This window comes from Mycoplasmopsis felis ATCC 23391 (assembly GCF_000701865.1).
Classification (GTDB): domain Bacteria; phylum Bacillota_I; class Bacilli_A; order Mycoplasmatales; family Metamycoplasmataceae; genus Mycoplasmopsis; species Mycoplasmopsis felis.
The window spans coordinates 1-15870 of the sequence record NZ_JNKA01000012.1 but is presented as its reverse complement, the minus strand read 5'-3'; the positions used below and the strand labels follow the sequence as shown (position 1 = coordinate 15870).

At 24.9% G+C, this 15870-nt stretch carries 15 protein-coding genes, 1 rRNA gene and 1 other RNA gene; 7 read left to right on the top strand and 10 right to left on the bottom strand.

The window, feature by feature from the left end:
- Positions 1-80: 80 nt before the first annotated feature.
- Positions 81-358, bottom strand: an RNA gene (gene rnpB, locus T405_RS03780) — RNase P RNA component class B.
- A 101-nt stretch (positions 359-459) separates the two neighbouring features.
- Between rnpB and rpsT the strand changes: the two genes are divergently transcribed.
- Positions 460-726 carry a 30S ribosomal protein S20 gene (gene rpsT, locus T405_RS01690; RefSeq protein ID WP_036430450.1) on the top strand — a complete coding sequence of 89 codons (267 nt, stop codon included), beginning with the start codon at positions 460-462 and terminating at the stop codon, positions 724-726.
- A 9-nt stretch (positions 727-735) separates the two neighbouring features.
- On the opposite strand, the gene rsmI is transcribed toward rpsT, so the two are convergent.
- Genes rsmI through T405_RS01650 form a run of 8 tightly spaced genes read right to left on the bottom strand, consistent with a single transcriptional unit; the run spans position 736 to position 7779 of the window.
- On the bottom strand, positions 736-1452 hold the full coding sequence (gene rsmI / locus T405_RS01685; protein ID WP_036430449.1) for a 16S rRNA (cytidine(1402)-2'-O)-methyltransferase: 717 nt from the start codon (positions 1450-1452) through the stop codon (positions 736-738).
- Positions 1445-2317, bottom strand: coding sequence for a hypothetical protein (locus T405_RS01680; RefSeq protein ID WP_036430448.1), 873 nt, complete (start codon positions 2315-2317; stop codon positions 1445-1447). Before T405_RS01680 ends, rsmI begins: the two co-directional genes overlap by 8 nt.
- Positions 2318-2968 (bottom strand): dTMP kinase, encoded by a 651-nt coding sequence (gene tmk / locus T405_RS01675; protein WP_036430447.1) that lies wholly within the window; start codon positions 2966-2968, stop codon positions 2318-2320.
- 9 nt (positions 2969-2977) lie between these two features.
- Positions 2978-3568, bottom strand: coding sequence for a recombination protein RecR (locus T405_RS01670; protein ID WP_036430446.1), 591 nt, complete (start codon positions 3566-3568; stop codon positions 2978-2980).
- Positions 3569-3859, bottom strand: coding sequence for a YbaB/EbfC family nucleoid-associated protein (locus tag T405_RS01665; protein WP_036430445.1), 291 nt, complete (start codon positions 3857-3859; stop codon positions 3569-3571).
- 25 nt (positions 3860-3884) lie between these two features.
- On the bottom strand, positions 3885-5711 hold the full coding sequence (gene dnaX / locus T405_RS01660) for a DNA polymerase III subunit gamma/tau (protein ID WP_036430443.1): 1827 nt from the start codon (positions 5709-5711) through the stop codon (positions 3885-3887).
- 33 nt (positions 5712-5744) lie between these two features.
- Positions 5745-6536 (bottom strand): PDDEXK family nuclease, encoded by a 792-nt coding sequence (locus tag T405_RS01655; RefSeq protein ID WP_198763721.1) that lies wholly within the window; start codon positions 6534-6536, stop codon positions 5745-5747.
- A complete protein-coding gene (locus T405_RS01650; RefSeq protein WP_036430441.1) occupies positions 6526-7779 on the bottom strand; it encodes a DNA cytosine methyltransferase in 1254 nt (417 codons plus the stop codon). The genes T405_RS01655 and T405_RS01650 overlap by 11 nt, the downstream gene beginning before the upstream one ends.
- Positions 7780-8076: 297 nt before the next feature.
- Between T405_RS01650 and rrf the strand changes: the two genes are divergently transcribed.
- From rrf to T405_RS01620, 6 genes are all read left to right on the top strand, one after another.
- Positions 8077-8182: ribosomal RNA gene (gene rrf, locus T405_RS01645) — 5S ribosomal RNA — on the top strand.
- Between the two features lie 50 nt (positions 8183-8232).
- Positions 8233-9348: a DnaJ C-terminal domain-containing protein gene (locus T405_RS01640; RefSeq protein WP_036430439.1), complete on the top strand. Its 1116-nt coding sequence runs from the start codon at positions 8233-8235 to the stop codon at positions 9346-9348.
- A gap of 58 nt (positions 9349-9406) precedes the next feature.
- Entirely contained in the window at positions 9407-10357 is a 951-nt protein-coding gene (locus T405_RS01635; protein ID WP_051619531.1) for a TMEM164 family acyltransferase, read from the top strand.
- A gap of 79 nt (positions 10358-10436) precedes the next feature.
- Positions 10437-11453: a tryptophan--tRNA ligase gene (trpS, locus tag T405_RS01630; protein WP_036430437.1), complete on the top strand. Its 1017-nt coding sequence runs from the start codon at positions 10437-10439 to the stop codon at positions 11451-11453.
- Positions 11440-13185 (top strand): threonine--tRNA ligase, encoded by a 1746-nt coding sequence (thrS, locus tag T405_RS01625; RefSeq protein ID WP_036430434.1) that lies wholly within the window; start codon positions 11440-11442, stop codon positions 13183-13185. The genes trpS and thrS overlap by 14 nt, the downstream gene beginning before the upstream one ends.
- Entirely contained in the window at positions 13178-13648 is a 471-nt protein-coding gene (locus tag T405_RS01620; RefSeq protein WP_036430432.1) for a hypothetical protein, read from the top strand. The genes thrS and T405_RS01620 overlap by 8 nt, the downstream gene beginning before the upstream one ends.
- Before the next feature lie 36 nt (positions 13649-13684).
- Here T405_RS01620 and T405_RS03940 read toward each other — a convergent pair.
- Positions 13685-15870, bottom strand: a 2186-nt coding sequence (locus T405_RS03940) for a hypothetical protein (RefSeq protein WP_036430430.1), incomplete at its 5' end; no start/stop codon positions are given.

Here is a 15870-nt window from a genome sequence, read left to right as displayed (position 1 = left end):
TCTACAAAATTTTATATTTTAATTATTAAAACATTATATTATAAAAAATAAAAAATACTATTCGTTAGAATAGTATTTATATCATAAGCCGTGTTCTGTTCCTATAAATAGGTGCTGATAATTTATCTAACATTGAAAATGTTCCAAAACTTAATTCATTTCTCGCGTTTTGGTTCCCCTACCAAATTTGGGTTTCTAGCTTGTGGAGTTTACCGCGTTTCACTTTACTCGTCTCTGTGGCACTAGTCGTCTAAGCTTAAACTTATTAGGTTTAACACAAACACTACCAACATCTCAGTTGGTGCTAGCACGGACTTTCCTCTACATTAAATTAATAACATAGCTATCAGCTGATATGATTAAATTATATTCAATAATTAAGAATTATAAATAATTTATTTTTCTAAAAAAAATATTATAATATACAAGATTTTTCAACATAGAAAAAGGGAGGTTAATATGGCTAATATTAAATCTAAAATTAAAAGTATAGCAAAAATGGAAGCTGCACGTGTAAAAAATTCAGCAATGAAATCTCGTGTAAAAACTGCTATTCGTAAAGCTAGAGAAGCAGTTTTAGCAAAAGATGAAAAAGCACAAGTATTAGTTGCTCAAGCTCATAAAGTTATTGCTAAAGCAGTTTCAAAAGGTGTTTTCCATACAAACAAAGGTGCTAGAAAACACTCACGTTTAGATCAATTTGTTAACAAAGCTAAACAAGATTAAGAAAAAGACCTATTCGGGTCTTTTGTTTTTTTCATATTTATTAATTTTAACATGTTTAATTTTTGGGATATTTAAAACTAAAGTATACTCACCCTTAATACTATTTGAATCCAATTCGTTTATAATACTTTCTGGGGTTCCAAAATATCATTTTTCATATAATTTAGTTAATTCTTTAGCTAGACATAGTTTAACATTATTCCCAAATACTTCATAAATATCATTTAGTGTATTAATTAATTTATGAGGTGATACAAAATAAATATAAGTACCTATTGTTAGACTTGATAATTCATTTTTTCTTTGAATTGTTTTATCCTTCATAAAACCCAAAAATGAAAAAGTATTTGAAAAACCTGAACCAGTAAATGCCATTGTAGATGCAGAAACACCTGGTATAACTTCAATATCAATATTATTTTCTTTAGCTAAATTTAAAATATCAAAACCTGGATCTGAAATTAATGGCATTCCTGCATCAGAAACTAGTGCAACAGTTTGTCCTTCTAAAAGATATTTTAAAATAATGTTACTTGTTTTTTTCTCTGTTTGCACATTATTTGTTATTAATTTCTTGTTTTTAATATCATACTTATCTAATAATTTATATGTAACTCTAGTATCTTCGCAAGCAATTATATTAACAGTACTTAAAGTTTCTAAAGCTCTTAATGTTATATCTTTTAAATTACCTATTGGAGTACCAACTATATATAACTTACTCATACATCTCCGTAAATTTTATTAATCAACTTATTTTTTGTATTTGAAAATCTAAATTATAGTTTGAAATTTTGTCAAAAAAATCATAAAGTAATTCACAAAACTTTTGATAATGGTCCATTGATTTATCATTGTGTAAAATTATTTTTAGCTCTTGCATTTCTTTTATTTGGCTAAAAAATACATTAGAAACGTTAGATAAATAAATTAATGTTAATAATAAAAAATCATCTTTTTTATTTATGTTTGTCTTAATATAATAAGTTAATTCTATACAAGAATTTAGGTTTAATTTTTGGAAGTGATTTATAAATAGTTCTGAAAATTTGTTGAATATTTTTTCATTTGTTCTTAATATATCTTCTGGAACATCTTTTTGTTTAGTTATTGAATAATGAATATTAGTTCAATTATTGTTTGTTTCTTTTTTTGTATTAATGTTAATAACTTGTGCTCTTGAAATTATTGTAGGTAGAATCTTGTTTATTTTTTGGGTTGTACTAACAATCAATATATTTGGACTTGGTTCTTCTATAAATTTTAAAAAACTATTTAAAGTGTTCACTGTTGCATTTTCTATATTTTTGATAATAATTAAAACTAAATTACTATTTGATAACATTATAGAATTATAAAAAGATGTTTCGACTTCTTCTTTTTTAATTACTTTAGATGTTCCGTCTATTAAAATAATATTTGAACTAATGTTATTCAACTCAGTGTTATTGTCTAATTTTTTATCATATAATATATTGATTAAACTTAATAAAAAGTCATCTTCATTTTTTTCTTTAAAATTAAAGATATAAAAATGCGATAACTTTTTATTATTTTTTAATTCTTTTATTTTTTCTAATACTTGTTGCATTTATTTATATTGCTCTATAAATTTGATAAATTTTGGATTTTTATATAACTTAGACACTACTTCAGCGCACACAACTGCAGCACTTTGTGAACCATCTACAATTAAAAAGCGTTCTGGGTCTTCTTTAATTAACCGTTTATAACCATCATATACTTTCTGATGAAAATCCATTTTTTCTAGTTCTAAACGGTCTTCCATTAAACGAGTTTTATCTCTTCTTTCCTTGCTTTTTTCTGGTGTAATATCAAAGAAAATTGTAATATCTGGAATTGCATTATCAATAATTAAATTAGTTAATGTTTTAACAAAATCATAACCCAATCCTCTAGCAAAACCTTGATATGCATAAAAACTATCAATATATCTATCACATAAGACCATTTTATTTTCTTTAAGTGATGGTCAAATAACTTTTTCTAAGTGTATTCTTCGACTTGTAGAATATAACATAGCTTCTGCAACAGGTGATAAGTCACTTGATTTATCCAAGATTATCTCTCTTATTCTTTCAGCTTCTTTTAAATTTTTCCCACCCGGTTCTCTTGTTGCAATATATGGAATATTAGGCAGATTGTTTTTTAAATAATTGATAAATTCATTTAGGATTGTAGTTTTACCACTTCCATCTAGACCCTCAAATGTTATAAACATAAATGCTCCTTAATCTGTTTGTCTATTCTTTATAGACATTTTCAAAGTTGTTTCATCTATATAATCAACTGAAGCACCAAGTGGTACCCCAATTGCTAAATGAGAAACTTTAATACTGTTTGTTTTTAGTATATCTTTTAAGATATTATTAAGAATTTCACCTTCTAATGTTGGAGAAATTCCTAGAATAACTTCATCAAATTCCTTTGAATATTTAACAAAGTCATTAATATAATCTAAATTATTTTGGTAATCAGTATTAGATTTAATCTTTTTTTCAAAAATAAAATACTTACCATTGAAAATATTTGACTTTTCTATTTTATTTAAAATAGTTAAATTTTCTAACACTAATAAAACATTTTTCCTTGATTTATCATTACATATTTCACAATTGTTATTCTTATCTAGAAAAAACGAACACTTTGTACAGAATTTAGTTTCTTCTTTTATTCTTTGAATTTCATTAAATAATAAGTTCAATGTTAGAGAATCTTTTTCAAAGACTCAATACATAAATTTTTCTGCTGATTTTTTTGAAAAACCAGGTATTTTCGATATTTTTAATAATAATTCGCTTATTTCTTGTGATTTAAACATCTAGAAAGGGAACCCACCTGGCATATCTTTTGGTGCTATTTCATTTTGTGCTTCTTTTATATTATCTATTAATTCATTAAATGAAACAACTATTAAGTCTTCTAATAATTCAATGTCATCTGGGTCTACTAATGCTTCATCTATTGTTATTTTTTGAATAGACATATCACCTTTTGCAGAAATTGTAATACCTTGTTTTTCAACAACAAATTCTTTATCATTTAATTCATTTTGTTTTTTTTCCATTTCTTGTTGCATATTTTTTAATCTTTTAATTAATTCTGGATTCATATTCACTCCTCTATTTCTTAATATTTTAATCTTTCTTTCATGCTTTAAAATAAGTATGTTTTTTTGTTTTGATTATTTCTTCTTTTGAATCTGGTATCAAAGTAGTTAACAAAACAGGTTCATTAATTTTTTTCGGAAAATCTATATGATTTTTATCCTTTAAAATTTTATTTGAATTTACAAAATAATCATCGGAAAAGAAAAATAATCATTTATATTCTCCACCAAATACTTCAACTATAAAATCTTGTCAGCTTTTTAAATATCTAATTTCTTTTAACTTCTCTTTTAAATTTAAGTCAGAGACATAAAATATAATTGCTCTATCACATGCAAATTTTATTTCTGTTTGTGAAAGTCAATCAATGTATTGTTTGTATTCATCAAAATTATTATTAAATGCAAAATCATTAAATTTCTTTTTATATTGTTCTGTTTTTTTTCTATTTTGAGCATCTTCAAGTGCTCAATTTGTAATTTCAAGAGAGTATTTATTATCATCAAGACCTTTTCATTGGTATTGTTCATCACTAAAAAATTCCTTGTGATGATTTTTATCTATTATTTCATCAATAAAATTAAATGTGGGTTTTTGAATATTATCAAAATTATTAATAATTTTAGATTCTTCTTTTACCAAAATATTACTTTGTTTACTTTTTGAAAATAATTTTGTTTCTAAAAATTCATCACCTAAAAATGTTTTTTGATTTTGTATAATTGGTTCTTGTTTTTCTTTTTTAAATGAAGTCATTGTAGTTTCTTTATTTATTTTATTACTATCTTTATTTTCAATTTTTAAACATTTGATTAAGCCTAATTCAATTAAATTAAATGGTATTTCTGTTCTTTGAATTTTGGTTAAAATATCATAAAACTCTTTTGAGAGTTGAATTGATAAATTACTTGTTAATTTAATCTTTTCTATTTCTTCTTCATTTAATAAATTTAAAAAAGTCTTGTTTTTTGTTTTTCTATATAAAATTCACTCTTTAATGATATTTAAAAGTGAAATAACAAATTGCTTTGGATCTATTCCATTCCTTTCTAATGTATACAGATTTTCTATTAATTCATCTAAATTATTTTCGTATATTAAGTTAATTATTTTAATTAAAGATCCATTTCTTAGAATACCAAAAATTTCATTAATACTTTCTTCTGTTATATTGTGATTATTAAAAGAAGAAACTTGTTCTAATAGTGATAATGCATCTCTTAAACCACCAGAAGATAAATAAGCAATGCTTCTAAGTGCATTGTCTTGATAATTAATCTGTTCTTTATTTAAAATAAATTTAAGGTGATTTACTATTTCAGGTATCGAAACTCTTTGAAAATTAAATCTTTGAACTCTAGAAAGTATGGTTAAAGGAATTTTTTGCGGGTCAGTGGTTGCTAAAATAAAAATAATGTGTTTGGGTGGTTCTTCTAAAGTTTTTAATAAAGCATTAAAAGCACTTTTTGTAAGCATATGAACTTCATCAATTATATAAATTTTATATTTACTTTGAATTGGAACTTGTTCTACTTTTTCCTTTAGAACTCTTATTTCATCTACACCATTATTAGAAGCTGCATCCATTTCTATAATATCAAAATTAGTATTGTAATTGTTTAAACAATTTATACATGACTTTGTTAACTCATTGTTATGATTGCAATTCAATACATTTGCAAATATTTTAGCAACTGAAGTTTTCCCTGTTCCTTTAGGGCCTGCAAATAAATAAGCATGACTTATTTTTTGATTTATTAAAACATTTTTTAGGGTTTGTACAATGTGTTTTTGTCCAATAACATCATCAAATGTTTTAGGTCTATATTTTCTATACAAAGTTTGATAAGACATTGCACCTCCATATCTTGTAAATTAAATTATAAATTAAAGATTATTTTCTTTATAATAAAATTCATCAAATATTTTCAATTTATCTTTTAATTTTGAACTCATAGCATCATTAAAATAAACAACTTTTATTCTAGATGGTTGGTTTTCTATTAATTCAAACTTATTTACATTTTTAATATTGAATCTAGCTTTATCTAAATTCTTTCCTGCTTTTAAAACCCTCGAACCATAATGAGATTCTAGCAACCCGTTTGGCATACATTGGATTGCTATAACCAATATTTCTAGTGTTTCCCTGTTGTATAAAATACTTATGAAAAAAGTTAAACATAATTTTGTTTTTCCATTTGATTTTGTATAAAAATAAGGTAATGAAGGTATATAAATCCTTTTTTCATTATTTGATAAAACTATCTCACCTTTATAACTATTTTGATTTTTTCCTACAAAAATACTTGTTGTGAAATCACCTATATTTTCCTCTTGCACTGTTTTTAAATCAATGTGAATATATGCGTCTTCTACTTCAAAAAATAAATCTGAACCCACTGGACTTGAATTTGGTTGACCAATACCTTTTCCATTTAATAATGAATAAATAATTCTTTCTGCTCCAACAGAAAAATCACTTATTCCTTTGCCTTCATTTGTTCCATATAATCCTAATCAATCATCTTTAATATCTTCTTTTGTTTTAAAACCTTCAAACATTTCATCTTCTGCGAACTTTAAAAAATGATAATACTTATTTAAATATTTTAATTCAAGTTTTTCTATTTTCTTAAGGTCATTTAAGCTTACTTTCTTCTCTAAGTTATTTTTCATTATAAACCTCTAATTTTTCCTTAATTTTTAATGCTATCTTTTCTGCTAACAACGGGGGGACTGCATTCCCGATTTGCCTATACATTGAAGATAAATTTCCTGTAAAAATAAAATTATTGGGGAATGTTTGAAGTAAAGCACACTCTCTTACAGATAGTCTCCTCATTTTATTAATATGAATTTCAGGTATAGTTGCTGTTATAGTGTCACTTGCTCTATTTCAATTTGTTATTCTTAATGATTGCTCAAATTTAATGCTTTTTTCTTCATAAACCGTCACTGCTTCATCATACTTATCATCAAATCCTAAAAGTTTTTTTAATTCTCATCAATCTTTCGGATTTGGTATACTACCTGATTTATTATCTTTTCTAAATCAATGCCCCGCTGTATGTTTATAACCAAAGTGATTGTCAATTTCTCTTGTTGTTAAACCTTTTTTATCTCTTCATAATTTTAAATAATCACAAATTTCACTTTGATTTACATTATATTTTCTGCCTCAAAATTTATCTTTAACAGACATATTTGCAATATGGTTATAAATTTTTTCTTTTTTATGCACAATAAAATCATTTGCATTGTTGACTGTTTCTATATCTTTTAAAAAAGAAATTGTATCTTCAACGGTTTTATAAGGTTTATACTTACTATTAACATATTTAGGATTCAAATTATTATAGTTTTTTTCACCAGGAAATAAATCTGCATATTCTTCATCTGGAAAATTATTTTCTAAACCTAATCTATTACCTATAATTATTACACGTTCTCTTAATTGAGGGACACCATAATTAGCTGCATTTAAAAGTTTATAATCAACTTTATAACCTATTTTCTTAAAATCGTTAATTATTAATTCTATAACTTTACCTTTTTCAATATTTAATAATCCTTTAACATTTTCTGCTACAAAAAATTTTGGTTGTTTATCTTTTATTATTCTTAACATTTCTTTATACAAGAAATTTCTTTGATCATCTATACTTCTATTTTTATTTGCTATAGAAAAACCTTGACAAGGGAAACCACCTATAATAACATCAATTTCATTTATCTTACCCGGTATTGATTCACTTTTGATTTTTGTTATATCTTCTTTCACAATATGATTACCAATATTTGTTTTATATGTATTTACAGCATCTTCATCAGAATCATTTGCTCAAATTATTTTAAAACCAGATTTTATAAAACCTAGATCCATTCCCCCTGCACCCGAAAACAAACTAATTACTTTCATATAACCTCTTTTAAATAAATAATAAATAAAAAAGCCAACGAAATGGCTTTAATTATTAAGCAGAAGCTAATCTTTCTTGTCTTCTTAAATTTCTAGCATGTTCTTTAGAAAGTTTTTTAGCTCTTTTTTCTGCTATCATTTTATTTTTTAATCTAACAATTTTACGCATTATAATCCTTTGATTTATTTTAAAAATATATTTATTTATTTTACAATATTACAAAAAAAATTTACAAAAAAATAAAAAATTAATTTTTATAAATTATTTTTGTTTTTAAATTTTTAGTGTATTATATTATCAGTGCCAATAGCAAGAGGGATCACCTGATACCATTCCGAACTCAGTAGTTAAGCCTCTTTACGCCAACGATAGCCTAAAGGTGAAAATAGGAAGGTGCTTTTTTTATATCCTTTTATTTAGCAATTTAAACTAAAATGTGCTAAAATAATTCTATGAGTAATAAAAGAGATTATTATGAGGTTTTAGGAGTATCTAAAACAGCTACAGAAAAAGAAATAAAAACAGCATATAGAAATCTAGCTAAAAAATATCACCCAGATAAATTAAAAGATGGAACTAGTGATGCCAAAATGCAAGAATTAAATGAAGCTTATGAAGTTTTATCCGATTCTAACAAGAGATCAAATTATGATAATTTCGGTCATCAAGGTGCTAATGGCTTTGGAAATCATGGTTTTTCTGGAGAAAGTGGTTTTGGTGGTTTTGGAGATATATTCAAAGATTTCTTTAGTGGGTTTGGTGGTTTTGGTTCTTCAAATTCACATAAGAAAAATGCACCAAGAAGAGGTGATGATTTAAAATATTATAAAAAGATTTCATTTAAGCAAATGTTATATGGTGATACTATCCAAGAAAAAATGTATAAACATGAAAGTTGTTTAAATTGCGGTGGAAGTGGAGCACAAAGTTCATCAGACATTATAAATTGTTCTAATTGTCATGGAAGTGGTGTGGTATATCAAACTGTTAATAGTATTTTTGGTAGAGTTCAACAAGAAACCACATGTAGAACTTGTTCAGGTAAAGGTAAAATAATACAAAAATCATGTTCTATTTGTAAAGGTAAAGGACATGAAAAAGTATTGAAAACAATCAATATCCCTGTCCCTCAAGGCGCAAAAGAAGGAATGCAAGTTAAATTAGCAGGTTTTGGTAATCCTGGTAAAAATTCTGGGCCTTCTGGTGATTTATATATTGAATTTAATATTGAAGAAAATAAATTCTTCAAAAGGGATGGGATGGATTTATATTTAGATTACCCTGTTTCTGTTTTTGATATTATGCAAGAAAAAGAAGTTCTTGTTCCTGGACCTTATGGTGAGTTTAAAATTAAATTAAGTAAAAATTATGAATCTGGACAAATTATTAAAATAATCGGAAAAGGTATAAAATCAAAATATGGTAGTGGTGATTTAAAACTATTATTAAAATTTATAATTCCTGATATATCTAGAAAAGAAACTAAAAAGATCTTAGAATCACTAGAAGGTTTAAGTGACAAAACAAGTATTGATTATATGGAAAAAGTTCAAAAGACCTTGAAGTAATTAAGGTCTTTTTATATTTAAATAAAATAAATTGATATAATTACATAAAGAGGTATATATGGGGTTTTTTACATGAAGATTTAATCAAATTTCATTTGATGATTCTAAAATATTATTCAATGTTATTTTGTCAATTATTTTATTATCAGTTGTAGTTTTATGAGTATATAAGTCTAAAATTACTTTGTTTTTTGCAAATAAAGATAAAAAATATTTATTTGCAAAGCTTTATTTAGATCAAGTATTACAAATTGTAGGAGTAATTACTCTTTTATTAAATTTTTCTAGAAGCATTTGGTTGTTTACTACTGATTATCCTTGAAAATGAGAACTAATACCAATACATTTGTGTAGACTTTCAATGACTATTATGGGGTTTTTATTTATTTTTAAGAAAAGTCACTGAATTAAATATTTCAGTATTATTTCAATAATTGGAGCAATTGCTGCATTATTATTTGCTAACTTAGGTTATGTTAAAGAATTAGTTGAACAAGATAGAAATTATAATAACTTAACACCTGGAACTATTAGATATGAAAAAGCGGGAGTTGATGTAGGTTATGACACAATCATCTTTTGAGATTTCTTAATTGCCCATTGATATGTTTTAATAGTACCAGTATTTATTCATATAATAAAACCTGAACAAACTAAATTAACAATAAAAACTCTACTTATTGGTATGTTATTAGCATTATCAACTACTATTTTAATATTTTTTATAAATTGAACTGTTTTTGGTATTACAAAAGCTATTGCTAACAATAACAAAAAAATATCTATTGCATGAAACTCTAATTGATTTTACTTGGGTCAAACTGGTATTAAAACACTTGGCCCACTAAGTAGATGACCTTGATCGGTATTTGGTTTTACTTTAGTGTTTATAATTTTAATATTTGTTTTTTATGGACTATATATTTTATTAAGATGTATAGATATACAAATCAATAAATATTATTTACCGAATAAAATTATTTTTAAAAAACCTTCATTAATTAAATAAGCTAATTGCTTATTTTTTATTAGTTATAAAATAAAACAAAATAAAAAGTAATATAATATAAAAACTTTCTAGGAGATATATGAAAAAACGCTTTTTAAGTGGTATTAAACCCACAGGAAACTTAACCTTAGGTAACTATATAGGTGCAATAAAAAGTTTTATTAAATTACAAGATGAATATGAATCAATAGTTTTTGTTGCTGATTTACATGCTTTAACAACTGGAATGGTTAATCCAAAAGAATTATATGAAGCACGTAAATCAATAATTGCAATGTATCTTTCTTGTGGACTAAACCCTAATAAAACTATTTTATTTTATCAATCTGATGTTGTAGAACATACAATGTTACAGTGGTTGTGTGCTTCTGAAACTACCATAGGTGAATTATCGAGAATGACACAATTCAAAGATAAGTCTCAAAAATTAAAGCAAAATAACGGTACAGAAAAAATTCCTACTGGTTTGTTAATGTATCCAACCCTTATGGCAGCAGATATTTTATTATATAACCCTGATTTAGTACCAATTGGAGAAGATCAAAAACAACATTTGGAATTAACTCGTAATATTGCACAACGTTTTAACAAGAACTATAAAACTAATTTTAAAATTCCTAATGGTTTTATCCCTGAAGTTGGTGCAAGAATTAAATCATTAACTAACCCCGAACAAAAAATGTCTAAATCAGAAAAATCTTCTGAAAAATCAGTTATCTATTTATTAGAAGATCCAAATTCTGCATATAACAAAATTATTAAATCAGTTACAGATTCGGAAAATAGAGTATATATTTCAGAAAATAAACCAGGCATTTTAAACTTATTAAATATTTATGCAGCTTTAAATGATTTATCACTAAAAGAAACAGAAAATAAATTTAAAGATGCAAATTATAAAGAATTTAAAGAAGCGGTTGCTTTATCTGTCAAAAATCTGTTAGAAAAAATTCAAGAAAAATACAAATACACTTTAGAACAAGTAGATAATATCGCACAAGAAGGTGCATTAAAAGCTAAATCTATTGCACAACCTATTTTAAATTCATTATTATCAAAAATGGGTTTTAATGGAGGAAAAAATGAAAGCAAATAAATTATTAAATCATACAACAAGTCACTTATTAGGGGCAGCAGTTGAAAAATTATACCCTGGTGTAAAACTAGGTTTTGGTCCAGCTACAGACGAAGGATTTTACTATGATTTTGAATTCCCTAACCCTATTAGTGATACAGAATTATTAAAAATAGAAAAATTAATGAAAAAATTTGCTTCTAGAAATCTTGAAATGATACAGGTAGATGAATCTAAATATTCATTTGATAATAAACCATATAAAAAAGAATTATATGATGAGTTAAAAAGTCAAGGTAAAAATATAACTTTTTACTCACTTGTTGATCCATTAAATAAAGAAGTGATTTTTACTGATTTATGTGCTGGTGGACATATTGAAAATACTAAATCAATAAAAAATATAAAGTTATTAAATTTAGCTGGTGCATATTGAAGGGGTAATTCTGATAATATTCAATTAACTCGTATTTATGGTACTTCTTGAGAAACAAAAGAAGAACTAGATACATATTTAGATATTTTAAAAGACCGTAAAGAAAGAGATCATAGAAAAATTGGTAAAGAAATGAAATTATTTACCTTTAATAAACTAGGCGGTCAAGGTTTACCTTTTTGATTAGAAGATGGAATGTATATTCATAATGAAATTAAAAAGTTAATTTTATCTAAAGACCGTAAATTTGGTTTTACAGAAGTTTTAACCCCGCACTTTGGTGAAGAAGAATTGTATAAAACTTCTGGACACTTAGAGCATTATAAAGATGATATGTTCAAACCAATAGTAGTTGAAAATGAAAGATTAATACCTAGACCTATGACTTGTCCGCATCATATCTTATGTTATAACACAGAAAAGCGTTCATATAGAGACTTGCCAATCCGTTATAGTGAACAATCTCAACTTTATAGATATGAAAAATCCGGCGCTTTAACTGGTTTAGAGCGTGTTAGAGGAATGCTATTAACAGAAGGTCATTTATTTGTAACAAAAGAACAAATTGAACAAGAATTCAAATCTATGTATCAATTAATTAAAGAAACATTAGATATTTTTAAAATAAAAATAGATTATGTTTCTCTTTCTTTAAGAGACCCAGAAAATAAAGATAAATATTATAAAGATGATCAAATGTGATTAGAAGCTGAATCTAAATTAAGAAACGTGTTAAATGAACTTGAAGTTAAATACGAAGAAAAAATTGGAGAAGCAGCTTTTTATGGACCTAAAATGGATATTCAAATCCAAACAGCATTAGGTCATGAAATAACTGTTTCTACTTTACAATTAGACTTCTTGCTCCCTAAGAAATTTAATATGTCATTTACAAACAAAGATGGTCAAGAAGAAACACCTGTCTTAATTCACCGTGGTTTAATTGGAACTTATGAACGATTTGTTGCTATTTTAATTGAACAATATAAGGGAGTATTGCCGTTTTGACTTGCACCTAAACAAATTATTGTAATCCCTGCCACTAACAATGAAGATGACATTGAATATGCAAAAGAAATTAATCAAACACTATTTGAATATGAATTTAGGTCTAAAATAGATTTACGAGAAGAAAGATTGAGTAAAAAAGTTCGTGATGCACAGACTTCAAAATCAAAAATCCAAGTAATTCTTGGTGAAAAAGAAAGAAACACAAATACCATTTCTTATCGTTTATACGGAAAACAAGAAACTACAAATATATCACTCGAAGAATTTTTATTAAAATTAATTAAAATGAGAAATAATTATGAATAACATTAAAAAACAACGAAATTATTATTCATTGTTTTTTAATGTTTATACCTCAATCATTATAATAACAACTGTATTGATTTCGGGAAGAATTATTCCTTGAAAAATTCTTATTAATCCTAACTATAACATTTCACCTTTATTAAGAATTTTAATTAGTTTGTTTGTTACTTTAATTATTTTAATCCCTTGCTTTATATTAACCTTATATAAAAAGTACAAGGTTTATCACTTTACTTATATTTCTTTAGTAATTGGTATTACAATAACAACAACTTGATTACCCTTAGTGTTAAAAGATAATAATGTAAATTATTTAGAGTGATGTTGATATAAATATGATGTTATTCCTGTATTAATTATTTACATCACAATTTATTTTGTTTCTTCTGTTTTTATTAATAATAAAAAGATCAAGAAACTTAGAGTTTTATTCAAAATAGAAAAAGATTCTTTTTTATCTTAGTAAAAAAACTTATACCGGTGGGTATAAGTTTTTTTACTAAGAAGCTGATGGTTGAGTAGTAGGTTCAGAAGATGAAGTATTATCTGGGTTTGCTGTTTTACCTGGTATAACAAAATTAGTAACTTGAGTTAAATCAACTATTTTTGTTTCACCTAAAAGTACTTCTTTTAAATTAATTGTTTTAGATTGATTTGAATTATTTGTTATAGTAAATATAATTTTTTTTGTAATAACCGAAGTATTAGTTCTTGGCATATATGAATCTCCTTCAGTTTCAGAATCTTCTGGTGTTACAGACATTGGATTATTTTGAGGAATTTCTGTTGTTTCTCCTCCTTGAGAATTAGAAGAAATTGTATTATCGCTTTGTTCACCAGATCAAGTATTATAATCTATCTCTGTTATAGTTATATTCTCTTCATCTTGGTTAAGTTTTAGTTTTAAAGATTGATTTTCTTGTTCTTTTAGTTTATGAATAGTTAAATCCATTGATACTTCATAAGTATTATTCATATCAGTTTTTTCTTTTACCATAACTGTATCTGAATTTATACTTAATAAAGTTTCTGAATTCTTAATCATATTTGTAGAATTTTCAATTTCTTTAAATTTATTATTGACTTCTAAGACTTTATCAAATATTAATGTTTTTGTTTTATTCTCTGAATTAATAAATTGAACAAGCGAATCAAATAATTCATTTGCCTTGGTTATTTTTTCTTCTAATAAGTTAACGTTAGGTGAGTTTTTTAAGAATGTATAAATGTTATCTATGATTTCTCTAGCAGATTTTAAAGCTACTTCAATACCTTTGTCTTTTGTTGTATTTTGAGAATTCACTGACATTAATAATGTATTAAGTTCCTTGATTTTATCTAAATAAGGTTTTGTTTGTTCTTTAAATTTTTCACCATCTAATGCTTTAATAGATTCTTTGTTTGCATTAAAACTTGTTAATATATCATCAGCTTTTTGTTTGATTAAACTATATCTTTTTGAACTTACATCATCAATATTTTTAAATTTTTCAATTGAATTTGAAATATTTGTTAATATACTTTCTTTTTCATTTGTTTTATTAATATAAGTAGATTTTAATTCATCTAATTTCTTATTGTTTATGTCATAAAATTTAATTTCACCAATTTGTCATGCATAGTGTTTTTTGCTTTGTTCAGTAGAATTAGCTTTTTCTCTTGGTTTTCATTGCAATCTTATGAAATTAGCAAATGTTGGTTCAAATGAAATAGTTATTACTGAAGCATTATTATTTTGTTCATTTCTAAATCCGTTAGTTAAAACTTTATCATTATTTTCTGTACCAAAATCAGAATGTTTAATTTTATCTTGATGTTCTACTTCTTTGTAAGTTTGACCATCTTCTGAAACTAATATTCTAATTTCTTCAGGTAAAATTAGTTTTGCTTCTTGAGCACCTTTTAAAAATAATTCAACTGTGTTTATCAAAAAAGTTTGCTCATTTTGTTTTTTATTAAATGTAAAATGGTTAGTAAAATTACTTTGGTCTTTATCATAATCATTTCAGTTATGTCATCTAGAATTTGTGTTAGGTTTATTATCTATTAAAGTTGAAATATTATGTGAAGTTTCATTATGTCTTTTTAGTGCATCATTTGAATTTGCTTGATCAATATCTAATTTATTATTATATATGTGAGTTTTAGCTTCAACATTATAATCTACAAAACCAACTTTAAACATAACAGTTAATGAATTTGTATCACTGTTTTGTGGTTCGTCTGTTTCTTGATTTTCACTTAAATTATAAACAACTGATAAATCTTTTTCATAGAATTTTTGACTTTGTACATCTGTAACTGCTAATGAAGTTTGATTTATATTAGTAGGTATGTTATATAACTTCCCGTCTTTTTTAATTTTCTTAGGTAAGTATTTGTCAACTTTTTCACCTTTAATTAAATATAAATAATATGTATTTGAACTTAATTCAACAACTTTATCATCACTCATTACAGGTGATAAACCTTCATGAACATTTTTTAAAGGTATTTCAATAGTATTTAAATTATTTTCAACAGTAACATTTTCTGGAACTTCCGGATCTTCTTGGAATCCTGACACTTGAATTGTTAATGGTGTAAATGATTTTACTTCATTACTTGTTTTGTATTGAATCCCTGAAATACTGTATGTTTTATTTTCAAAAACTTTAAATGATACAGTAATAACTTTCTTTTCTG